Origin of the sequence: Paenibacillus violae (genome assembly GCF_032461945.1) — a bacterium.
Taxonomy (GTDB): domain Bacteria; phylum Bacillota; class Bacilli; order Paenibacillales; family NBRC-103111; genus Paenibacillus_E; species Paenibacillus_E violae.
Window position 1 is genome coordinate 153336 of record NZ_JAWCUD010000004.1, and the last position, 21997, is coordinate 175332.

The window sequence follows — 21997 nt, forward strand, 5'->3', positions numbered from 1 at the left end:
AATAGAAACATAAAAAAACTGAAAACCGATATCGTTTTTCAGCAAAATTGGGTCTTGTTATTATTTTTGCAAGTATTGTAACCTAGATAATCTATGAATTATAAAATTCTCGTTTAATTTGCTAAACCCTTGTTCCAAAACCAGGCAAAAAGGTGTACAGTAAAGTCTATGAAGGAATTAGCCTCACCTCTGGATCTTAACTCGACTTTACTCCTATTTTCACCCCACCTATTCCGAACGATCATCATAATTTTTAACTAAAAATTCGCTTTTCTATGGTTGTTACAGCAAACAGACTACCAAAATTCCTATATCTCACCGAATCATATATAATATAGGCAATGCTCATATGATGCCATCAAGAGAGGATGGATATTCCATGCATAACAAGATGGGTACACGATACATACCGGGAACCCGGATCATCAGTTTACCTCAGGGCACTCTTCATGATGGAGAAGATGTATTTCTGACTCGTAAAGTTCTTCTTTATAACATAAAGCTTGTTCCCGGACAGATTGGCGCAGATTATATGCGAACTCTTCATCACAAGGCTGCTTTCATCCATGACGGTTTTCAGCATATTCTGGACACTTCCGTAGAAGAAGATTCTGTAACCATTATTTTACAAGCTAAGCCAGGTTCGTTATTTTCTCGTGTCATCCATAAACAACCGTGGACATTCCATCAAATCATCACGATGATCGCAGATCTGGGAGTCTCCTTGCTTGATGCCTTGGAGGAACGGATTACCGGATTCTCCGTAGCCGCCGAAAACCTGTGGCTAGATGATCATCATAAGCTTACTGTTATCAATTATTGGGATGAGGGGGATGCCCAAGCACAAGGCGCAATCGGGCTCTGCCGCTTGATGCTTCAGCTCTTTAGCGGCACGCAGCCGAGTACAACCCCGTTTGAAGTAATCCATACGCAGTTAGAGCGTACGCCTATCCCTTCGGCTACTCCCGAACAGAAAGCTGCACTTATTAAGCTAGTGAAGCTCATCTGTCAAGGCCAAGCTTCCCTATCCTCCTTCGTATTTGGTTTGCGCAGCTTACAGCCTTCCAGCTTCAAAGAAGAAGCTTTCGCTGCACCCATGCATCGCCCATCCCGATCCCAGAAGGCGCAGGTGGTCGCCCACGCGGAAGAGGAAATGGATGAGGATGAGGACGAGGATGAAGAATCCGAGCAAAGTTACACCAAGAACCGGCTACGTAAAGTTGGTATCGGAGCATCTGCCGTGTTCGTTGTGGCTATTGCCGGTTGGATACTTTGGCCTTCTTCAGAGAAGAAGCAGCCTGTTGCTACTACGCCTGTGCAAACCGCTACGCCGACTCCACCGTCGAGTACCCCAACCCCCACACCTGTACCAACGAAACTTGTTGGGGATGCCAATAATCAGCCTGTGGAAGTAGAGATTCCCAATTTGGTTGGTAAATCACTTGCTGACGCACAGCAGCAAGCCCTAGATCTGCGACTACGCTTCAAATATTTCATCGAAGCAAGCACTTCTCCCGACGGTACGGTCTTTAAGCAAGACCCTCAGCCTGGGACCAAAGGATTGCAGGGCGATAGTGTAACGTTCTGGGTGAGCAAGCAAAGCCAATAAAAGGTAGGAAGAAACAAAACAGCCTCTCATCATCCAGAGAGGCTGTTTCTCATCCAACTATACCTTGATTTGCTCGATAGACTTCCGCATTTCGTCTGTAAGCCCGCTTAGTGCATCTGCCGAATCAGCGATTTCTCGCGCTATTTCGAGCTGCTCATGGGTCAGCTTATGGATGTTCGTCGTGCCATCCGATGACGATTTCGCAATATGCGCGATATCGACAACGGAAGCTGCGACTTCCTCAGAACCCGCAGACATTTCTTCTGTTACCGAAGATATCTCCTGAATCTGATGGGAAACGAAGCGGAATTGTTCCACAATGTGACGGAAAAACTCTTCTGCTTTTCTGGAAAGGTCAGCGCCCGTTTGAATTTCGCTCCGACCTGCTTCCATCGCCTCTCCCATACGCTCAGTCTCACGATGAATATTTTGCAATAAAGACGCGATCAGCTTCGCCGATTCTGCAGCGTGATCCGCTAGCTTACGCACTTCTCCGGCAACGACCGCGAAGCCCGCTCCATGTTCTCCGGCTCTTGCGGCTTCGATCGACGCATTCAAGGCCAACAATTTCGTTTGCTCCGAGATATCGGAAATGGATGATAAGGCAATACCGATCTCCCTCGAGTGGCTGCGAAGGGAGGCCGCGCGATCGAGCGCTTCTTGCGTAGCAGTCGTAATCGTCACGAATTGGCCATTCATGTTCTGAACGATTGATTGCCCCGATTGTGCGCTTTGCAGCGCGTTGTTTGATGCGTCGGCAACGGTCAAGGAAGCTTCGGATATGCGGTGAATAGCCGTCGCCATTTCTTCCATCGAGCGAGCGCTCTCGTTCGTGCTGAACTGTACGGTATTAGCGCCGTCAGCCACCACCTGGAGGGATGTATTCACATTCGTATTCATCTCGAGCAAACGGTGAGCCTGTACATTGAAATGCTGAGTGGTCACCACAAACTGCTCTGACGTATGCGAGACTTGGGAGACAATCGTTCGAAGCATATCATTGATGTCGTTAGACATCTTCATCATCGCGCGGTATACCGTTCCGATTTCATCGATAGAGCGAACCGGATTAGCAGCTAATTGCTTCCTTGCGCTTAGGAAGTCTCCTTTCGCTATGCTCTCCGCACCTGCCCCAATCCACTGCAAAGGACGAAGGGCTCGGGTTACTACGAGCATAACGAGTCCAAGTCCAAGTATAGTGAGAACAAGCATCAATCCATAAATGGGCAGATTACTTTTGATGACACTGGAGGAAATTTGCTCCGTTACACCTGCCTCCGTATCAATGCCAAGAACAGCAATCACTTTGCCCTCGGCATTTTTCACAGGGGTATAGGTTGAAATGTATTTCCCGTATTTCGGATTATCGATAATCGCCGAGCTTGCCGAAACGCCTTTCAACAGTGTTTCAACTTCCGTTGCCGCGATGTCCGTCTCCTCATTGATGGGAGAAGCGACGTCCGACCCCTTAGGTTGTCCATCGATCATAATGAGAGGTTTTTGCTGTTCGTCGAAACGAACCAAATAGACGTATAGCGCACCGATTTGTGTGCGGTATGTATCCAGCTGCTGTCTGATTTGCCAATAGAGATCATTTTCCTTGGGGTCTTTCAAGAATTGTTCGATTTGGCCAATATCCATTCCTTTGGTATAGCTATCTGAAAGCCGAATACCGTAACTGGATATCGCTTCCATCCCCGCATGCTTGGCATTTCGGAATTCCATTGTGATATAGCCGGCGGACAGTGCCAAAATAACAATCATAACAGCGGCTACAATACGAACAACCAAGTGTTTTCTGAACCATTGAACACTATGTAACATATGATATTCCCCTTATCCTCAACATCTTTTTCGATTGTTTTCGACAACTGTTTTCGACAATGACATGGAAAATCCTTCTTCTATAAATACGAATTTAGTTCTTAGGTCCTCATAAAATAAAAATGATCAGACAGAATTGCTCTGTCCAACCATTTTGAAATTTATATTAAGATTGTAAATCCGTATATTCACTGTTATCAGACAAACGTCCTAAGAAGGTAACGACGATCATTTTATATCGCGAATGGCCTGCCCGAAGCTCATTTTCTTCCATCAGCTCAAATTCAGCCACCATCTCTACATCATCATCAATGATAAACATCGTCGGTTCGTTGCGGTTACTGGGCTTAATTCGCTCATCTTCAAGCTTTTTCCGTACAAATAGGTTAACCTCTTCGAGATTTGCTTTTTCATACGTAACGCGCTCGCCAAATCGGGAATGAGCATGACCGGTTACGACGAGGTCGGCGATTTGTTTACCGCCCAGCTCAGCAGCTAAAGGTTCGTAAGTACTCCATCGATTCATCTTCTTATCGCTCATTCCCAGTATTCCACCGGTGATTCGCTTCGATCATATCCATCATCTTTTTCATAGAAATTTGGATTTGTTCTTTTGAGGGCAGGGAAAGCGTGCTGTAGGTTTGTTTAACAACATCCGTTAACACCGTATCAAACATAAATTCAAACTGTTCGTTATTCATTATGAAATCCCTCCTTATTTACATGAATTTGGAAAATTTCCTACTTACATCATATATCGAAGCGCTCTAAATATCAGCGCAATAATTATTTTCGTAAATACACCTCTGACTCTCAAATAAACGCACATTTTTTTGCGCAAAAAAAAAGATGGCAGCTAGATTTTAAAAATCTAATTGCAATCTTTTTGAGAGATTTGGTAAAATTAAGTAACGGTGTGCATGAACTAGAACCAAAATTCTTCTTTCGTTTCGTTCTTTCTAGAATTGGTAAACGTTTTCATAATTGCCTGTTTTTCGCATCCCGAGACACCTGTCAGACCTTGAAGTGCGGACGATCTCTCGCTCAAACCCAACTTTTTCAAATAAGCAATGGTTGTTGATAAATCCGGTGACCATGTTGCACTGATCATACACATACCCCCTAATTCAACCAAATTAAGTAACAACTGCTATTATAGCAGTGATTGAGAGGAAGATATAGTGATTGAATCACAAATTGTATAAAATTCTTCTATCTTTTTGTTTAGTAGGCTTGCAGATTTGGTTTTTATTCATCACCTTTCAGTACACATTCTTCGGGATTCAATTACAACGAAATGAACGCATGGAATGGCATATCAAATCGTTTCAAGATGACAAAATCCGATCGGAGCTTGGGCTTCAAGTTGGCGACAAAATTATTGATGTGAACGGAAAAGACCCTAACGAAAACAACATTGTCCAAAAATGGGCTACGATCGAGCAAGCGGATACAATTACCATCGCCAGGAATGACCAGCAAATAACGATATCATTCGAAGATATCGTTCAACCTGATTTCGACTTTATCTCTTTGTTCGGAGAAATTATTTGTCTTTGTGTTTCCTTTATGATCTTGTGGAAAATTCCCCACTCCAAATCAGCTCGTCTGCTATCGCTTGTTTTTCTCATTGTAGGCATCATTTTCATGTGCATCCCCCCTTCCGCTCGCGGAGATAGTTTGGCGAAAGTGCTAATCAGCAATCTTGTGATGATCATGCCATTTGTCTTCGTTCATTTTCTAACTTTATTTTTCAAAGAGAAAAGCGGTGTCTCACTGCCAACCACCTATTTGAAATATGTCTATAGCTTCATGTTTCTCACTTTTATTGGAAGATGCATCTATTTCACGCCGCTGGACACATACAAGTTTTATATATTAGACTATCGCTGTGTCCTACTTTTATTTTTGTGCGGATTCTTACTTAATATCGGATTACTATTTTATGTGTTTTTCAAATATCGACGGGATAATTCTTCCATCCAAGCCATTATTAAGCTTGTCTGGTTCGCCCTCTTTATTTCGACAGCACCGTTAGCTTTTCTATCCTTCCTGCCAATTTTGTTCACAGGAGCGCCGCTCGTTAAATCGCTTTATACGGGATACTTTGTTGTGTTCTTTCCATTATCGTTTACTTATATCATCGTCACCAAGCAATTGTTTGATATTCATATCTTGCTACGCCGCATTCTGTATACGTCTCTTATTTCGATGGTACCAACCACATTAATCGTGCTCATGATCGCTCTGATTTTTAGTAATGCAGTCACTGTGAAAAACATGTCGTTAAGCTTCTTATTTATTTTAACAACCATCTCTTTCTTGCTTTACGTGCTTGAATATTTTGTTACAAAGCTGGATGCTATCATGTTTCCCAAAAAGTTTTACTTACAGCTTGCCCTTAAGAAAATTGCAAGAAACTTGCGGACAATTACGAGTTTCCGCGAATTAAAAGATATTATTCTGGTAGATATCGTAAGTACCCTCAACGTCTACGGTGGAGCCATCGTTTTTCAGTACCCGCATTCCATGGAAACCATTGGCGAGGGCGTTCTGGATTTAAACGAAATCGAACAATATTTGCGTGAAAATCGGTTGGATGACTCGAAGTATTCTATTTTTGTTATTAATCAAAACGAAGAGTACTCCTGCTACTTAGTCACTGCCAGGAAAAAAACCAACACACTGCTAAGTCTGGAGGAACGTCAGTGGTTAAGTCTGATCATTTCTTATTTGGCGGTAAGCTTGGAAAATATATATCTGATTCGTAAATTAACCGTTAAATTGCATGATTTAGCTTCGCAAATTCCGAATGAGGAAGCCGGGCAGGACGTTGTTTGGCTTCGCAAATCACTTTTTGAACTACAGGAACAAGAACGATACAGACTTGCTACAGATCTGCATGACACGACGATGCAGGACATTTTATTAGTACGTAGAAGATTAATTTCTTTTATCAACAATAACGAGGATCAACAGCAAGTGGTTCAAGCGATCAAACACCTGGATCTGGTGAATGAAAGCTTACGTCAAAGCTGCTTTGAATTAAATCCGCATCTGCTTCAAAATATTGGGTTAATTCAAACCATTCAAGCAACATTGGATCTGGATATTGGCTTAAACGAATATGAAACGCAATTCCACGTGGATGGCGCGTTGATCATCGAAAGACTTGATATCGATATTAAGAAGCACATTTTCCGTATCTTCCAAGAACTTATGCACAATGCCAAGAAACACTCAAATGCCTCTAAAGTCATCATTAAATTGGCTGTCGCTGATAATGACTTATGTTTATTTTATCGGGATGATGGGGTCGGCATTGACCCGCAAGCCCTCGCGAAGGACAAAAGACTGCGAACGATTGCTAACACCAGCTTTGGACTAGAACAGATGAAAAGCCGTGTCTTACATTTGAGTGGACATCTAGAGCTTCTCTCGGATAAGGGAAGCGGCGTTGAACTCACCATTCGGATTCCCATACCTACTCAGGAAGGAAGTACTGCATGAACAAGCAATCAAAAATTTTAATCGTAGATGATCACCCTCTAATGGCTGAGGCAACTTCCAGTACGCTCAAACAAATTGACGGCGTGCAAATTGTCGGGATTGCGGGTAATGCCAAACAATGCTTAGAACTCATGGACTTGCATGTGCCGGATATTGTATTTCTAGACTTTAATTTGCCGGATCAGTACGGAGATGAAGTTGCCAAAATTATTAAAGGTAAATATCCCACGACACATCTCGTTATCTTCTCCGGAATCGAATTATCGCACCTCTACAACCATTTGATTGGGCTCGAGGTTAGCGCCGTAATCTCAAAGGAATCCAGCGGGACGCTCATCAAAAGCTTAGTTACTCTGTTAATGGAGAACTTTACGGTAGTACCTGTTCCTGTTTTCCACAAGATGAGAGTATCAAGCGGGAATTTGCACCAGACGGATTTATTGGACGATGATGAAGTGAATATGATGACGATGATTGTTCAAGGTTTAACCAATGAACAGATGGCGGATGAAGTACATATGAGCAAACGTACGGTCGATAATTATGTTCGCAAAATTTACGAGAAATTAGGCGTCAAATCCCGTGCGCAAGCGGTGGACAAATTCAATCAGTTCAAGCACATTTTTGATGTTAACCGCAGGTAAGGAAATGGAAGCTTAGCCGCGCGGCTGACAGCACAGAACGACTCAGCTGCAATAACAAAAGAGGTCAACCAGCTTGCGCTGATTGACCTCTTTTCTATGTCGAACATATTACTGGTTCAATTTGACTATGGCACGTATAGCAGCATCAATTTCCCGCTCAACAGCACCAGAAACCACATCTGTATGTGGATCGTATACTTCCCTCAGATCTGCATCCGCATAACCGTCCAATGCGACTATCGCGCCTGCACGCACTCCGCGGAGCGCTGCAATGACGTATAGTGCAGAGATTTCCATCTCAACAGCCAAGGCGCCAGCCTGCTTGTATTTCTGATGAGGGAATTCTTCCACACCTTGGAAGAAGGCATCCAACGTGACGGTAATTCCCTTTTTCACAAGACCATCTGTCTCGCTTGCAGCTTCAAACAGTGCCCGCACAACGTCTGAATCGGCTACTGCCGGGAAGCCTAGTGGTACTAACTGACGGGTCAAGCCATCTTCCCGAACCGCTGCAGTGCTCACTACCAAGCTCCCCGGAGGGACTTCTGCCGAGTAAGAGCCTGCGGTTCCAACGCGAATCAACGTTTTTACGCCGCCTTTAATCAACTCTTCAAAACAAACAGCAGCTCCAGGCGATCCAACGCCATGACTGACAACGGTAATCGCTACGCCAGACGCTTCACCAACGAAAGTTCGATATTCTCTGCTAAAAGCCAGCTCACGAACATTGTCCAGCTTGCGCGCGATGGATTCTGCTCGGAATGGATCCCCGCAAACAATCGCGTAAGGACTTAAATCCTCTGTATTCACCTGTAAAATGGATAATTTCAATTTAATCGAACTCCTTTCTAACCCACTCGTCTTCCGGAATCGGAATCGCTTCCCCTGAGAAACGTTGCTCTTGAAACGGGTCTGCGACATTATGGAAACCATTGCGCTCCCAGAATCCTTCACGGTCTTCTTTCATAAATTCGATACCTTGAATCCATTTGGCGCTTTTCCAGAAATATAAATGCGGTACGAGTAGACGAAGCGGCCAGCCATGCTTAGGTGTTAGCGGTTTGCCGTCATAGCTCATGGCCAACAAAATCTGATCTCCCATAAGGTCCTCGAGCGGAACATTCGTTTCATACTCATTATCAGCATGCAGCATAACATACTTGCCTTCCGGCTTAACGTTGATAAGCTTAAGGAAATCTCGAAAGAGCACGCCTTCCCACACCGTATCCAGCTTAGACCAACGCGTCACGCAATGAATGTCGCAGACGATTTGTGTCCGAGGTAACGCAAGCAATTCTTCATAACTAAAAGACTTCTCCTCCGCAACTTCACCGAACACACGCAGCGACCATGTGGACATATCGTATTTCGGCACTTCACCCTCGTGAAGAATCGGAAATCTCTCTGTGACCGCTTGTCCAGGTGGAACTCTGTCTGCAATCTCCTGCGGAACCTCAACAGCGGGAATATTCATTCGCTTAATGCGCTCTGCTTTGCTATCTTTGTGCATCTGTCATCCTCCGTTACTCCCTTATCGGGAACTGCCGTTTGCCTTCTGTGCATCAGCCAAATAATTGCTTCTCCGGAAGAAAAGCATCGCCAGCAATGTCACGACATAAGGCAGCATTTGTGTAAAATGAGTTGGCAGGGAAAAGCCCTGCAACCGGATACTAAACGCATCCATCAATCCAAAAAGCAAGCTGGACGCCATGACACCGATTGGATTTGCTTGGCCTAACATCGTTGCCACCAGAGCAATAAATCCTCTTCCGGCCGTCATGCCTTCCGTAAACATCGTCACTTGCCCCAGCGAAAGCTGAGCGCCAGCGAGTCCACAAAGCACTCCGCAGATAAGAACCGCCAAGTACTGCATCCGATTTACCTTAATTCCGATGCTTTTGCTGGCAATCGGATTCTCGCCAACAGCAACCAGTCGGAATCCAAGGACAGACTTGAACAGAAAATACTGAAGGACAAATACAAGGATAAAGGCCAAGTATACGAGCGGTGAATGCCCAGAAATAATGTCGCCGACGACGGGAATATCTTTAATGAACGGAATATCCCATTTCGGCAATCCGATCATATTTTTATCATAGAAAGCGCCTTTGACATGAAAAATCGCTCGCAAGCTAAACGCAGTCAAACCCAGCGCCAGGAAGTTAAACGAGATACCAACAACGATGACATTCGCTTGCAAATGAATACTTATATAAGCAAATATCAATGAAAAGAGCATCGTAACCGCAACAGCAATAAGAACAGCAGCCAATACATTTCCTGTGTAAAAATTACCCACAATTGCTGAGAATGCACCGACTAACACGAATCCTTCCAAGCCTACGTTAAACAAGCCGACTCTGGAACAAATCGCTCCGCCGAGTGCCGCAAGCAGAATCGGAGCCACCATCCGAATCATTGAACTGAATAATGACACATCAAGAAGATGCTGCATCGCCCTTGCCTCCTTTCCGTCGTTTCCAAAGGGTGTAGCTGAACTTCGCTGTAACGAACAAGATGAGCAAAGACTGAATAACACTTGAAATCTCTAATGGAATGCTCGTATTCCGCTCAACCCCCATACCTCCGGTTTGCAAAGCTGCAAGAAGAACGGCCGCAATTGCCGTACCTAAAGGATGAGCGCCTGACAGCAGTGTCGCCATAATGCCGGACCAGGCATAACCAGGATTCGTGATCATGCCATCTGTGTATCGATACTGCATGCCGAGAACTTCAATTGCGCCGGCTAACCCGGCAAATCCGCCACTGGCAAACATACTGGCGAGCATCACTTTCCCTCTGTTCACGCCTCCGTATCCGGCAAACAGCGGATTATATCCCAACATACGAATTTCATAACCGGCAACCGTATATTTAATAAACAGATACAGGAGAACCGCGAGTGCAAGCGCAATAATAAACCCACCGTGAATGCTCATCCCTTGAAATAGTTTGGGCAGCCAGACCCCTTTATCAATCATCATCGTTTGAGCGAGAGCGGCTGATCCTGTTTTGTCCTTAAAAGGATAGGCGACCATATAGCCTGCAAATAATGCAGCTATATAATTCATCAGCAGCGTTGTAATGATCAAGTTCATTCTGAACTTGGCGTCCAGCCAACCTGCAAAAGCCGACCATATGCCACCGGCAATGATTCCGCCAAGTATAGCTGCCAACAATTTAAATAATGCTGGCCCAGGCAAATAAATAGCGATCATTGCACTGGATAATGCGCCCAAAATCATTTGACCTTCCGATCCCATGTTGAAAAAACCTGAACGGAAAGCGATCGAAACGCCTAAACCTACGAGAATCAGCGGTGTGGCCCGGGTCAGCGTATTCGTTATGAAAAAGAAATTGCCGAAAGCACCCTTCCACATCTGTGCATAAGTGTCAATAACGGATCCGCCAATCAATGAGATGGCAATCGCACCGCCGATTAAGCCGATGATGACGGCAAGCAGCGGTTGGACCCAAGCGCTTATAGGGAAACGACTTTTAAGCATGAGAAACTCCTCCCGCCATCCACAAGCTAATCTGCTCCTCTGTTGCGTTCTCGGCAGAAATCTCACCGGCGATTCGTCCTTCATACATGACGAGAATACGATCCGAAAGCTTAAGAATTTCTGTTAGCTCCGAGGAAACTAATAATATCGCGCCTTGCTCGTCACGTTTGCGAAGCAATTCTTCGTGAATGAGCTCCATCGCGCCAATATCGACGCCACGAGTCGGTTCTGCAGCAATAAGAAACGGTTGCTTCTGCGCAATTTCTCTGGCTACAATCAGCTTCTGCAGATTACCACCGGACAGATACTTCACCTTCGCATCCTGCGAGCCTGCTTTAATCTGAAATTGCTGAATGAAGCCGTCCACCATTTTCCGCAGTTCTTTTCCCTGTAAAAACCCTTTACGGCTGCGGGTTCTGTGATGACCCATCGTCCCATTTTCTAAGACAGTGCCCTCTTTCGCCGCACCCCATTGATAACGATCCTCCGGAACATGTGAAAGACCAATGTCTCTGATTTCCCGCACAGAACGTCCTTTCAGATTGTCGCCAAGCAATCTAATCTCCCCATGGTCAATAAATTGGAGACCGGAGATAGCTTGAATGAGCTCGGATTGACCGTTCCCTGAAATACCTGCGATACCAACGATTTCTCCAGCTTTGACATGAAAGCTGACTTTATCCAGAACGGGCTTGCCTTTGTCCCCCATGATTGAGACGTCTTGGACCTGTAGAACGGTTTCACCAAGTTTCACATCACTTTTGGACGTAGGAAGCAGATCTCTGCCCACCATTAGCTTGGACAATTCCTCGACATTGGTTGCCCCGGCATCCAGCTCTCCCGTTACTTTCCCGTCACGTAGAACCGTAACCCGGTCAGCAATTTCCATCACTTCATGCAGCTTGTGCGTGATGATAATAAAGCTCTTCCCTTGGTTGGCCAAGTTTCTCATAATAACGAGGAGTTCCTTCGCTTCAAGCGGCGTCAATACCCCCGTAGGCTCATCCAAAATAATAATGTCCGCACCTTGATACAGCACCTTCAAAATCTCCACACGCTGCTGCATGCCAAGTGGAATATCCGCCACTTTCTTGTTCGGGTCAATCGGCAGGCGATACTGCTCACACAATGCCTCAACTTGCTTGACAGCCTTTTTACGGTCAAATTTGAGTCCTGACTTAGGTTCATTCCCGATAACAATATTTTCAGCCACGGTAAAAGAGGGAAAAAGCATGAAATGTTGATGCACCATGCCGATTCGATGACGGATCGCATCCGTAGGGTTCGTGAAGGCCACTTCTTTGCCATTCAAAAGAATGCTGCCTGCCGTTGGCTGCTCCATGCCGTACAAAATACGCATTAGCGTTGTTTTTCCAGCTCCATTTTCCCCGACTAATGCATGAATCTCACCTTGACGCAGCGAAAAATCAACATTTGAATTCGCTGTTAAATTGCCATATGTTTTCGTAATTTGACGCATTTGAAGCAGCATAACGATTTTTCGCTCCTCTGTCTAGACATGAGGAAACTGTTTACGTCTCCGTAAACAGTTCCCAAGGTCGATATGAAATGATCGTGCTCATTATTTGACTGGATTCTCAACTTTCACTTTGCCGGAAACGATATCGTCGCGGATCGCTTTAACTTTCGTAACGACATCTTGTCCAATGAAAGGACTAAGTGTAGATTTGCTATCTTTGGTCACAAAAGTAAGACCAACGCCGTCTTCTTTCAAACCGTAATCAACTGAACCGAATTTAAACGAGCCGTTTACGAAATCCTTCACCGTTTGGTAAGCTACGGCATCTGTTCCTTTTAGTTGAGAAAGGACGATATGTTGTGGATCCGTGACTGTACGGTCAATATCTTGTCCGGATGTGAAGAAGCCTTTTTCTTTCGCAGCTTCGAATACGCCCAGATCACCAACAGCAGAAGCAGCAGCGATGAAATCTGCGCCTTGTGAGAATTGCGTTAATGCTAATTCTTTAGCTTTGGCTGGATCCGTGAAGCTGCCTACGTAGTTAACGATGAACCTAGCATTAGGATTTGTTGCTTTCAAGCCTTCTTGGAAGCCAACGGTATACTTCTTGATCAGCGGGATATCAAGTGCCGCAACCATACCTACGACATTTTTCTTCGTTGCAAGACCAGCTGCCGCCCCCAGCAAGTAGGAAGCTTCATGCTCACGGAATACTACACTGCGAACGTTCGGAAGATCGACAACTGTATCAATAATGGCAAAAGATTTCTTCGGATTCTCAGCGGCTACTTTCTTAAGAGCATCTTCGGACTCGAAAGAGCTGGTAATGATGAGATCATAGTTATCTGCAACGGCAGCGCGTAAATTTTGTTCAATCGCGCTGGCATCCGTCGATTCTACCGTTTTAACCGTAATGCCGAACTCTTGTCCAGCTTTCTTAACACCTTCATCCTCTTGTGCGAAAAATGGGTTCAAACCAATTTTCTCTGGTGTAATCAGGATAACTTTCTTATCTGATTTAGCCGTAGCAGCTTTCGTTGCTTCAGCACCCGGTGCTGCAGTGTCTGTTTTTGCCGTTGCGCAGCCTGTCAGCAACACGGTAACAGCAAACATAGAAATTAATGCTTTTTTCATGTGTATCTCTCCCCTTGGTGAATATATGTTATGTAAAATACTCTTTTGTATATCCTACTAAATAACTCGGATTTAGTCAAAACATTTTTTCGTTCGACAAGTGTTAACGAATTATGTTCGAAATATACGAAACTCGTCGATTATTATACTATATTGTCGAATGACATGCTATAAAAAAAAGCCAGCCTCCTGAGACGGAGACTAGCTCTCTGTTCAATCCTCGGTATTAGGCTTCGTGATGCTGATGATCAGCCACTATATTCGCGGCTTCCATTAATTCACGCATCACATCGGATTGCAGCTGCGGATTAATATATATGCCTTTAACAAACAATGCACCCTTTTCACTTGACGTATATCTAGGCGGAATTTTGTTTAAAGCCAACGCTAGCATATCATCTTTACACTTATTACAGTCGCATTTCAATTCGTAATTTTTCTGAAATTCATCAAACATATTGACGACGATCGTTTCCATGGCATTAAAGACTGGCATCGGAGTTAGCTCCTTCACTATTTCAACTATATGTCTATTATAACGTATAAAACTATATTCAAAAAGTGCTCATAGACTACTTAACCCCTCATTATTGACTCATGGTAGGTAACTACGCCTAGTTCCAAGCACCCTGATCACATATTCCTCATCCCAATTTCAAAGAAATGACCACAACATTCACTAGAATATGATACGCTGTTTGTTGCATATGCTTGCTGTGAGCGGATTCCGTCTGAAAATACGTTTCTGCTTCGAATGCTATACAGTTATAAATAAATTAGACTTAGGGGTTAACTTATGCTACAAAAAACACACAGTATTGCCGGATTCATCTCGGCAGAACTCGTACTCGCTTATCAAGATGTAAGCTTTTTTTCGTGGGACACGGCCGGAGCTCTTCTGCTGGGCTGCTTGGCAGGAACGTTGGCCGATGTCGACAAGCCAGGCTCGACGATGGCCAAGGTTCTATTCCCATTATCTGCCTTGCTTCGCATTCTGAAGGTCCGCCATCGGACGCTAACCCATTCGATTGTCTTTATCCTCCTGCTGATGATGATTTCATTGCCGATGTCGCCTTTGTACTTTTGGGTTTTCATCGTCGCTTATGCATCGCATCCGCTTATTGATTTGCTCAATGAGCGAGGCATACAACTATTCTGGCCGCTCCCAATGAAAATTCGCATATTGCCGAAATTCATCGCAATTGATACGGGATCTTCGAGCGAAACCGTATTCCGTTGGCTGCTTTTGGCCGTCACCTTATTGATCCCTTTTATGCTTTATGTCTATCCCATGCTGCAAAAATAAACAAAAGCCCCTTCTTCTCTGTCTTAAACAGAAAAAGAAGGGGCTTTCCATTTACTGCATTGGAATCGATATTTTAAAGCAAATCCAGCCATCCTCCACGCACACTTCGATTGTCCCTTTGTAGTGCTCAATCCGCTCCTTCACGACCGACAAGCCTAATCCTTGATGCTCACCGTCACCTTTGGTGCTGTAGCCGATCGTAAACATTTGATTGTAGTCCTCTACTTGGAAATCCGGAAGCACAGGGTTGGAAACGGAGATCGTCACTTGATTGGACTCCGACCATCCGTTCACAATAACCTCCCGTTCGCCTGGCGGGAATTTATTCACCTCGTCAAAAGCATTATCAATCAGATTTCCGATAATTTTCACGAGATCAACGGATTTTACCCCTAAAGCTAAGCCATCAAGGCCTGTAAATTCATAATGAAAATCAATTTTCGTCCGCATAGCAAGCGCAAACTTCGCTTGAATCAAAGCAGCAATCGCCGGATGGCCAATACGAATGATATCGTTCACTTCATTGATTTCTTCCAGCAACTCTTTCATGTACTTCATCTGGTCTTCTTTTTTGCCATTTGCAAGGAGCGCATACATGGTCTGCACATGATTTAAGAAGTCATGCCGCTGGCTGCGAATCGTTGCAAACATCAAATCCACATTTTGAATGTACATTTCTTGTGTGGATTGAACCGCGGTTTCACGGCTTTTGGTAATAAATCGGAAGACAAAGTATATAAAGATGCAGCTGCAAACCGTAAACAGAACAACCACAAGCATAAGCTGAACGAGCTGTTTGTTTAAAGTCTCTTGAATCGATTGATAATCCGACGTAATGGAAATGACGTAGGGAACTTCTCGCTGCACTTCGGTCAGTTTGTTCTTAACCGGGACGTACATGAACGTTTTGAGAATCGGTTTCCCATTCCAGCTCTCTACGATGCTAACCGGTTTATTATTTTCGATGGACTCTTTGTAATACTTCAAATCTTTGTCATTCGTAATGTTGTACGAACCGAACAGCAGCGGCCGATCATACACCGAAATGAAAGATGTGCCGTCACTGCCTTTGTACTCAATTGGCTTAGTGCCGAACGTAACCCCATGCAGACCCGAAATTTCCAAAATATCCTGATTTGCCGCAAGCGTTTTCTTTACAACAGTATCAGCACCGACGATTTCTTTAAACCGTTGAATTTTATCGGCATTCACAAACACACAAATAATATAATTGGTCGAACCGTCGTAATAATAACCAAATTTACTGACATTGCTGGAGCCCGAAGCTGGAACCTCGTAAATACCGGACCAGAAATTCGGCAGTTTCTGACCTTCAGGAATCGTAACCTGGTGGTTCGTCATCAATTGATCGAAAGCCGTAAACCAATAGCCAAAAGGGATTGTGCTTTTAATTTGAAGTTCTTTGGGTTCCGATGACTTGGCGACCATGATATCGTTTCCAACACCACTCCGCTTCATCAGCGAGAAACCGTCGACCCCCGCTTGTTTGGCCAGCTGAACCAATTGTTCATTGGATACTTTATCGGCATCCGGATCGAGCTTGTTCGCGGCGAAAAGTGCGACAGCGCGTAGCTTTTCTCCAACTAAATCTTCCACGAAGAAGGATCCTTCCTCTGACAGTTCAATGGACGTTCGGATTTGGTTGGCCGTCGACTCCATCCTCATCGATAAGGCTTCCGTTAACAGTGATTTCGTATACCAGTAATAAGAGGTATTATTCGTCACCAGCAACAGAATAACGATAATTAAGGTGATGTAGATGACTTTGGAGTTTATTCTCATGAAGATGTTCACACTTTCTATATGTTGTAAAATGAATATTACAAATTCGACACTATGTAAAACTTTTTCGACACATCTCGAAATTAGTTGTCCCTTTCAGTAGTATAGTAGGATAGGAAAGCCTTGTCTATCAATTAATATTGCGGTTTTTAAACCATTGGTAAGATAGGGAAAAATACCAAGATACAGGATGGGAACTAGGGGTGGATTTCTCGTTGGTTTCTTCCTTACGGAAACGGAACTACAGGGCGCTTTTTCTTTGTAAAAGCACCTTCTCACTTGCGTTGGGAACTAGGGGACGCTATTTCTTCGCTTTTGGCTATAAACCAGCAAAATGCAAAGAAATAGTGCACTGTTGTTCCTCTCGTACCGCCAAAATACCGCTTTTCTCTGAAATAGCGGACTGTAGTTCCTTTCGAGACGCCAAAAAGAGAATGCAACCCGCAGGAACTAGGTTGCATGTTTAGGTTACTTAGCCGCTATCTCAGCACTTTTCTTCCAAATGATTCTTTCGCCTATGCGCAAGACAACATCGACTTGATGTCTCCCCACAGCTAACGGATGTGATGTTTTCAAGCTAAACAGGGTACCGGCTGAATTTTGATCCGACTGATTCACAATTCCTTTGTTCACGGAATTATGCTCGATTCCTCCGCGGTCTTCTCCCTCTTCGATGCTCAGTTGAAGCGGCATTTGCCCAGCATTGTAATCTTCTCTACTGGTCCAGTCATTCACGAATGCTTGCAATTCCAGCCGTCCGCTCTTCACACTTGTCGGAATGTCTTCGGCAATTACGGTATAAATCTCCTGTGCCAGTCGGTACAATATTCACACCATTCGTCTCCGTCTTGGCAACACGTGCTATCGTTTGAGAATCCTCATCCCACAGTGTATCCTGCGTACCGTTCCAGAATGGAATCCACCCCGTTCGGTTATCAACGTGTACTTTCAGCCACATAGATCCGCCATTCGGCGGATTCCAAGCTTCTATCACTTCCACTGTCTGATTGCGCAGCAGCAATGTCGTGTCGTTAAACGGCACTTCCGGATATTGCGACAGCTCTCTTGCATTCTTAACCAACATCTTCCAGTGAACAGGTACGGCAGACTCCGGTTCTCCGACCAGCTTGTTAATCCATCCTGTTCCCTTCGAGGAACGTACATGATACCAGGTGCTGTTATGCCAAATTTCGTATGGACCCCTCCCCGCCCATAAGGGTTCTATGATTTTCTCAAATACAATGACATTCTCGTCTTTAAGCACCGCATCTATTTTCGCCAACCCCGCGAAGACAGTAGGAAATAACGGCGTCTCACGTGCAATTTTCAGTGTTTCATCTGTCGGAAGAATGGTCACTCCTTTGTCTCGCGTCCAGACCGTCCCTTGATCGGTTTGAACTTCGAAAGCACGATCATATATCGTTGTAAATTCATGGACAATCGTGAAATCCCCTGCTGTCGTCGTAGACCAGTCCATCTGCTGCTGACCGACGCCCATTGCCGCGCCTAGATCGCTTTTTGCGGGAAGATTATCATAATGTGCTTTACGCTGAACGTCGTGAACCGTACCAATTTCCTTAACTGGAATAAACGCCCATAGATCTCCTAACCAACTTGTATGCACTTTTATCCAGGCTTTGCTGTTAGGATCGTTGGTATAGAACCACATCTTTTCAGCATCTGTTACCTCCACCTCTTGGGGGGTTAAAGCAGCGACAGGGGTATTTTTCGTGCTTGCACTGCGATAAAGCGGTGTTTCGTCTAGAAGCGTGATCCGCTTTGGCGGCGCAATCTCGATTTCCCAAGGTTTCGGCCTGATCCACCGCGGTCCGAACATGGTTTCGATTTTCCAAGTCGCCTCGCCGATCGACCAGCCGCTTTCGGTTTCCAGTACATGCACGGTCTGCGGAGCAAATGTTCCTTCAGGATCCGTGTTGTACGTATCTGCCGCAGCGTAATAAGGTGTTTCAGCCAGCAGCTCTATCTCGTCCGGGAATCGAAGCCCCTCTGGAGCAAAAGAACCTCCATAAATTGTATCCGCAGCTGCTTGGGACACATAACCAGCCAAACCCATTGCTGCTGCAACAACCGTGAATGTGAACAGTTTTATTTTCATCATCGTAAACTCACCGCTTCCGCATCCATTATAAGGAAAATACTTCCATCATTTAGACGTTCTCCTGATCAATAAGTTGCTTTTTTACGATTACTTTACTTGACCTCGCTACTTTAGTACTATAACAAGTATCGAATACATGAGGAGCTGTAAAAATGTCCAATGATGAAATCATTCTAACTCCCGAAGGATTACGCAGTTTAGAACTTGAGCTTGAGGAACTGAAAACCGTTAAACGCAAAGAATTGGCAAGCCGGATTAAGACGGCCATTAGCTACGGTGACCTGAAAGAGAACAGTGAATACCATTCGGCCAAAGAAGAACAGGGTTTCATGGAAACGAGAGTTTTGACCATCGAAAGAATGTTAAAAAAGGCGCGCGTTGTAACGAATCTGGATACATCTAAAGTTCAAGTAGGATCCACTGTTGTCCTTAATGATGTAGAATTCGCCGAAAAAATCGAATACAAAATCGTCGGCACCTCTGAAGCAAATGTCAATGAAAATAAAATCTCCTACGAAAGCCCGCTTGGTGTCTCGCTCATGGGCAAAAAAGTTGGCGATACAATCAGCGTCAATGCGCCAATGGGTGTTATCTCCTACGAACTGCTTGAGATTCGCGTATAATCAAGTTAAAACGAAAGGGCTGTCTCCCTGTAGATACATCTACTGGACGACAGCCCTTTTTGTGTTTTCCTATTCAGCTCTTATACCCCAACGACCTCAAAGAGCTGCAGCGCTTTCCGCATTTTCTCCAGGTACATCGGATTATCATCCGAGCACATCCATTTCAAATCGGAATGTCCTTTGCCAAGTAGTTGGTCTCGATCACTTAGCAGTTGAGTCAGCCGGTTCACGGTCCCTGCGCTTCCATCAACAATTTGGATATGATCGGGCAGAACCTTTTTCAATACGCTTCGAAAAAAAGGAAAATGCGTACATCCAAGGACTACCGTACCATACAGACTTAGATCGAACGAAGCGAACTGGGTATGAAAATAATCAATAATTTGCTGGCTATCCACGTTTAGTTGCTCACAGAATTGAACTAATTCCGGCATTGGCAGCGAATCCACCATGTGCATGTCATCGATACGGGAAACAAGCTCCCGGTATTTGGATTCTTTGAGCGTTAACGGTGTCGCAAGCACAAGCACTCTTTTTCCCGAAGAACGGTTCATGGCAAGCGCCGGCTTTACCGCAGGTTCCATGCCGATAATCGGCATGTCATAGATGTTGCGAAGTTCCGCGATCGCAATGCTCGTAGCCGTGTTACAAGCAATAACGAGTGCACAAACCTCTTCCTTGCTGATGGTTTCCACCGCTTGTTTCACAAAAGAAAGGACTTCATCCTTCGGTTTCGTACCGTATGGCACATGCAGCGTATCTGCAAAGTAAAGAAAGTCTTCATGAGGCAATTGCTTCATGGCTTCGTGTAAGACGGAAATCCCGCCTATTCCTGAATCAAAAAAAGCTATTCTCATTTGTTTTCACCCTGATCTTGTTCTTTCAATGTTAGAGCAATCCTGCTGTTATAAGTCCATTGCGAATGCCATCTTCATCCACATGCGTTGTCACATGATCCGCATAAGGAAGCAATTCCTTGTGGGAGTTCCCCATCGCGATGCCCATCCCAACAAAGGAAAGCATTTCCATGTCATTCAAGCCATCGCCAAATGCAACCGCTTCTTCCGGTTTGATGCCTACAAGCTCAAGCAGTGCTGCAATCCCCTGGGCTTTGGAACCTCCAGCAGGCAAAACATCGATCGCATGCTGGTGCCAGCGAATCAGCTTAAATTCCGTTTGAAGCTCTTCATACAAATGTTCATCCGTATCTTCGCAGTGCAGGAAAATCTGATAAATATCGTTCGTTTTCCAGAAATCCGGGTCATAACCTGGCAAATCTACCTTCAACGACGAAACGGATCCTGTTACGAATGGATGATCTTCTGTGTCCGTAAAAAACTGATGCTCCCCTTCGAATACGAGAGAATGTTTGTACTTCGCGGCAAGTTTTACCAAAGCTTCAATGCTGCTTTTGGCAATGATGCGTCTGTACAGAGGTTCCCCCCGATACACGGCATATCCCCCGTTCAAACAAACATAGGAATCGATCCCGAGCTGCTCAGCCAAGGGTTTAATGAAGTAAGGAGCTCGTCCGGTAGCAATCACCGGTTCAATGCCTTGCTGCTTTAATTGATGAATAGCGGTTACTGTGGAAGCAGGAACCTGTTTTTCCTCATTGACAAGGGTACCGTCGATATCAAAAAACACAATTTTATACACAGTTGGGTCTCCTTTGCACTTGGCGGCAGCTGTCGCTGCCAGCCTTCTCTCTTTCTCTCATTAAACACCAAAAAGAGATAAAAAACAAAGAAAAAGAGAATCCCCCAGGCTTCTCTTCCCAATTCCTATACAATTTCATCAATCACACCAAAGGATAAAGCTTCCTCAGGACTCATATACCAATTTCGCTGATGCTCCTGAACACGAAGGATTTCATCTTGGGTTAACTTTGTTTTAGATAAGAGGTATTCATCATAAATGTTTTGCAGCCTCTGCGTCTCATCCACCCTGTTTTTCAAATACTCCAGATGACCGTCAATATGCGTAGAAACGGCATGATACATAAAGGTGCTGAGCCTGCCGGCATACCTTTTGTGGCCACTCACAGCGATCAGCAAGCTCATGCTGGCAGCTAGTCCATACACGTAGGTGTGTACAGGCGTCTTGCTGTTTTCGATCACATTAATGAGGCCTAGACCGTCGTAGACGCTCCCCCCATTGCTATTAATAATGACGTCGATGGGAACGCGTTTAAAATCTTTCTCCTTTTTATCTTTGTCATCATCAAATTGGTTTATTTTCATAATTTGCTCGACAATGATTTTCACAGAGCTTTTATTAATGCCATCGAATAGATATAAGGTTCTTTCATTCATCGAAATGCCTCCTGTCCTATGGCCTATGATACAGATAGTCTATTCCCGACAGAACGACTTTGTAACACTTTTGATTGTTTTTGCTTATTTTTGGGCGAAAATGAGAAGAACCTGGCACGGGGCC

At 44.6% G+C, this 21997-nt stretch carries 22 protein-coding genes; 5 read left to right on the top strand and 17 right to left on the bottom strand.

What is annotated here, in order from left to right; translation table 11 throughout:
- Positions 1–379 precede the first annotated feature (379 nt).
- Entirely contained in the window at positions 380–1609 is a 1230-nt protein-coding gene (locus tag RQP52_RS14665) for a PASTA domain-containing protein (RefSeq protein ID WP_315952433.1), read from the top strand.
- 57 nt (positions 1610–1666) lie between these two features.
- Here the strand turns inward: RQP52_RS14665 and RQP52_RS14670 are convergent, their stop codons facing one another.
- The 4 genes from RQP52_RS14670 to RQP52_RS14685 all read right to left on the bottom strand — a co-directional run bounded on the left by RQP52_RS14670 (position 1667) and on the right by RQP52_RS14685 (position 4544).
- The gene (locus RQP52_RS14670; protein ID WP_315952435.1) at positions 1667–3433 is read right to left on the bottom strand and encodes a methyl-accepting chemotaxis protein; all 1767 of its coding nucleotides are present in this window, start codon (positions 3431–3433) and stop codon (positions 1667–1669) included.
- 166 nt (positions 3434–3599) lie between these two features.
- The gene (locus RQP52_RS14675; RefSeq protein WP_315952436.1) at positions 3600–3974 is read right to left on the bottom strand and encodes a hypothetical protein; all 375 of its coding nucleotides are present in this window, start codon (positions 3972–3974) and stop codon (positions 3600–3602) included.
- On the bottom strand, positions 3964–4134 hold the full coding sequence (locus RQP52_RS14680) for a hypothetical protein (protein ID WP_157321945.1): 171 nt from the start codon (positions 4132–4134) through the stop codon (positions 3964–3966). Before RQP52_RS14680 ends, RQP52_RS14675 begins: the two co-directional genes overlap by 11 nt.
- A 224-nt stretch (positions 4135–4358) precedes the next feature.
- Positions 4359–4544, bottom strand: coding sequence for a hypothetical protein (locus RQP52_RS14685; protein WP_315952438.1), 186 nt, complete (start codon positions 4542–4544; stop codon positions 4359–4361).
- Between the two features lie 74 nt (positions 4545–4618).
- Between RQP52_RS14685 and RQP52_RS14690 the strand changes: the two genes are divergently transcribed.
- Both RQP52_RS14690 and RQP52_RS14695 read left to right on the top strand, forming a co-directional pair.
- Positions 4619–6943 carry an ATP-binding protein gene (locus RQP52_RS14690; protein WP_315952440.1) on the top strand — a complete coding sequence of 775 codons (2325 nt, stop codon included), beginning with the start codon at positions 4619–4621 and terminating at the stop codon, positions 6941–6943.
- Positions 6940–7587, top strand: a complete 648-nt coding sequence (locus tag RQP52_RS14695; protein WP_315952442.1) for a response regulator transcription factor — start codon at positions 6940–6942, stop codon at positions 7585–7587. The genes RQP52_RS14690 and RQP52_RS14695 overlap by 4 nt, the downstream gene beginning before the upstream one ends.
- Before the next feature lie 108 nt (positions 7588–7695).
- On the opposite strand, the gene RQP52_RS14700 is transcribed toward RQP52_RS14695, so the two are convergent.
- The 7 genes from RQP52_RS14700 to RQP52_RS14730 all read right to left on the bottom strand — a co-directional run bounded on the left by RQP52_RS14700 (position 7696) and on the right by RQP52_RS14730 (position 14185).
- Positions 7696–8418 (bottom strand): nucleoside phosphorylase, encoded by a 723-nt coding sequence (locus RQP52_RS14700; protein ID WP_315952443.1) that lies wholly within the window; start codon positions 8416–8418, stop codon positions 7696–7698.
- A gap of 1 nt (position 8419) precedes the next feature.
- Positions 8420–9097, bottom strand: coding sequence for a sulfite oxidase-like oxidoreductase (locus RQP52_RS14705; RefSeq protein ID WP_315952444.1), 678 nt, complete (start codon positions 9095–9097; stop codon positions 8420–8422).
- A 21-nt stretch (positions 9098–9118) separates the two neighbouring features.
- On the bottom strand, positions 9119–10042 hold the full coding sequence (locus RQP52_RS14710) for an ABC transporter permease (RefSeq protein ID WP_315952446.1): 924 nt from the start codon (positions 10040–10042) through the stop codon (positions 9119–9121).
- The gene (locus tag RQP52_RS14715) at positions 10026–11093 is read right to left on the bottom strand and encodes an ABC transporter permease (protein WP_315952448.1); all 1068 of its coding nucleotides are present in this window, start codon (positions 11091–11093) and stop codon (positions 10026–10028) included. The genes RQP52_RS14710 and RQP52_RS14715 overlap by 17 nt, the downstream gene beginning before the upstream one ends.
- Positions 11086–12585, bottom strand: coding sequence for an ABC transporter ATP-binding protein (locus tag RQP52_RS14720; protein WP_315952449.1), 1500 nt, complete (start codon positions 12583–12585; stop codon positions 11086–11088). Before RQP52_RS14720 ends, RQP52_RS14715 begins: the two co-directional genes overlap by 8 nt.
- 90 nt (positions 12586–12675) lie before the next feature.
- The gene (locus RQP52_RS14725) at positions 12676–13707 is read right to left on the bottom strand and encodes a BMP family lipoprotein (protein WP_315952450.1); all 1032 of its coding nucleotides are present in this window, start codon (positions 13705–13707) and stop codon (positions 12676–12678) included.
- Between the two features lie 226 nt (positions 13708–13933).
- Positions 13934–14185 (bottom strand): late competence development ComFB family protein, encoded by a 252-nt coding sequence (locus RQP52_RS14730; RefSeq protein ID WP_315952451.1) that lies wholly within the window; start codon positions 14183–14185, stop codon positions 13934–13936.
- Between the two features lie 318 nt (positions 14186–14503).
- On the opposite strand from RQP52_RS14730, the gene RQP52_RS14735 reads away from it, so the two are divergent.
- Entirely contained in the window at positions 14504–15013 is a 510-nt protein-coding gene (locus tag RQP52_RS14735; protein ID WP_315952452.1) for a metal-dependent hydrolase, read from the top strand.
- A gap of 51 nt (positions 15014–15064) precedes the next feature.
- Here RQP52_RS14735 and RQP52_RS14740 read toward each other — a convergent pair whose 3' ends face one another.
- The 3 genes from RQP52_RS14740 to RQP52_RS14750 form a co-directional block, all read right to left on the bottom strand.
- Positions 15065–16816 (bottom strand): sensor histidine kinase, encoded by a 1752-nt coding sequence (locus RQP52_RS14740; protein ID WP_315952453.1) that lies wholly within the window; start codon positions 16814–16816, stop codon positions 15065–15067.
- A 468-nt stretch (positions 16817–17284) separates the two neighbouring features.
- A complete protein-coding gene (locus RQP52_RS14745) occupies positions 17285–17551 on the bottom strand; it encodes a hypothetical protein (RefSeq protein WP_315952454.1) in 267 nt (88 codons plus the stop codon).
- The gene (locus tag RQP52_RS14750) at positions 17544–18935 is read right to left on the bottom strand and encodes a hypothetical protein (RefSeq protein ID WP_315952456.1); all 1392 of its coding nucleotides are present in this window, start codon (positions 18933–18935) and stop codon (positions 17544–17546) included. The genes RQP52_RS14745 and RQP52_RS14750 overlap by 8 nt, the downstream gene beginning before the upstream one ends.
- A 152-nt stretch (positions 18936–19087) precedes the next feature.
- On the opposite strand from RQP52_RS14750, the gene greA reads away from it, so the two are divergent.
- Complete coding sequence (gene greA, locus RQP52_RS14755; RefSeq protein WP_315952457.1) at positions 19088–19558, top strand: transcription elongation factor GreA; 471 nt, start codon at positions 19088–19090, stop codon at positions 19556–19558.
- A gap of 80 nt (positions 19559–19638) precedes the next feature.
- Here the strand turns inward: greA and murI are convergent, their stop codons facing one another.
- The 3 genes from murI to RQP52_RS14770 form a co-directional block, all read right to left on the bottom strand.
- Positions 19639–20415, bottom strand: coding sequence for a glutamate racemase (gene murI / locus RQP52_RS14760; RefSeq protein WP_315952458.1), 777 nt, complete (start codon positions 20413–20415; stop codon positions 19639–19641).
- A 31-nt stretch (positions 20416–20446) separates the two neighbouring features.
- Positions 20447–21217, bottom strand: coding sequence for a Cof-type HAD-IIB family hydrolase (locus RQP52_RS14765; RefSeq protein WP_315952461.1), 771 nt, complete (start codon positions 21215–21217; stop codon positions 20447–20449).
- A gap of 125 nt (positions 21218–21342) precedes the next feature.
- A complete protein-coding gene (locus RQP52_RS14770; protein ID WP_315952463.1) occupies positions 21343–21873 on the bottom strand; it encodes an ATP-dependent Clp protease proteolytic subunit in 531 nt (176 codons plus the stop codon).
- Between the last annotated feature and the right edge of the window lie 124 nt (positions 21874–21997).

Excerpts from the sequence above, each read along its gene's own strand:
- RQP52_RS14665 (WP_315952433.1), top strand. The coding sequence starts at position 380 with ATGCATAACAAGATGGGTACACGATACATACCGGGAACCCGGATCATC.
- RQP52_RS14670 (WP_315952435.1), bottom strand. The coding sequence starts at position 3,433 with ATGTTACATAGTGTTCAATGGTTCAGAAAACACTTGGTTGTTCGTATT.
- RQP52_RS14675 (WP_315952436.1), bottom strand. The coding sequence starts at position 3,974 with ATGAGCGATAAGAAGATGAATCGATGGAGTACTTACGAACCTTTAGCT.
- RQP52_RS14680 (WP_157321945.1), bottom strand. The coding sequence starts at position 4,134 with ATGAATAACGAACAGTTTGAATTTATGTTTGATACGGTGTTAACGGAT.
- RQP52_RS14685 (WP_315952438.1), bottom strand. The coding sequence starts at position 4,544 with ATGATCAGTGCAACATGGTCACCGGATTTATCAACAACCATTGCTTAT.
- RQP52_RS14695 (WP_315952442.1), top strand. The coding sequence starts at position 6,940 with ATGAACAAGCAATCAAAAATTTTAATCGTAGATGATCACCCTCTAATG.
- RQP52_RS14705 (WP_315952444.1), bottom strand. The coding sequence starts at position 9,097 with ATGCACAAAGATAGCAAAGCAGAGCGCATTAAGCGAATGAATATTCCC.
- RQP52_RS14710 (WP_315952446.1), bottom strand. The coding sequence starts at position 10,042 with ATGCAGCATCTTCTTGATGTGTCATTATTCAGTTCAATGATTCGGATG.
- RQP52_RS14715 (WP_315952448.1), bottom strand. The coding sequence starts at position 11,093 with ATGCTTAAAAGTCGTTTCCCTATAAGCGCTTGGGTCCAACCGCTGCTT.
- RQP52_RS14720 (WP_315952449.1), bottom strand. The coding sequence starts at position 12,585 with ATGCTGCTTCAAATGCGTCAAATTACGAAAACATATGGCAATTTAACA.
- RQP52_RS14725 (WP_315952450.1), bottom strand. The coding sequence starts at position 13,707 with ATGAAAAAAGCATTAATTTCTATGTTTGCTGTTACCGTGTTGCTGACA.
- RQP52_RS14730 (WP_315952451.1), bottom strand. The coding sequence starts at position 14,185 with ATGGAAACGATCGTCGTCAATATGTTTGATGAATTTCAGAAAAATTAC.
- RQP52_RS14735 (WP_315952452.1), top strand. The coding sequence starts at position 14,504 with ATGCTACAAAAAACACACAGTATTGCCGGATTCATCTCGGCAGAACTC.
- RQP52_RS14740 (WP_315952453.1), bottom strand. The coding sequence starts at position 16,816 with ATGAGAATAAACTCCAAAGTCATCTACATCACCTTAATTATCGTTATT.
- RQP52_RS14750 (WP_315952456.1), bottom strand. The coding sequence starts at position 18,935 with ATGATGAAAATAAAACTGTTCACATTCACGGTTGTTGCAGCAGCAATG.
- greA (WP_315952457.1), top strand. The coding sequence starts at position 19,088 with ATGTCCAATGATGAAATCATTCTAACTCCCGAAGGATTACGCAGTTTA.
- murI (WP_315952458.1), bottom strand. The coding sequence starts at position 20,415 with ATGAGAATAGCTTTTTTTGATTCAGGAATAGGCGGGATTTCCGTCTTA.
- RQP52_RS14770 (WP_315952463.1), bottom strand. The coding sequence starts at position 21,873 with ATGAATGAAAGAACCTTATATCTATTCGATGGCATTAATAAAAGCTCT.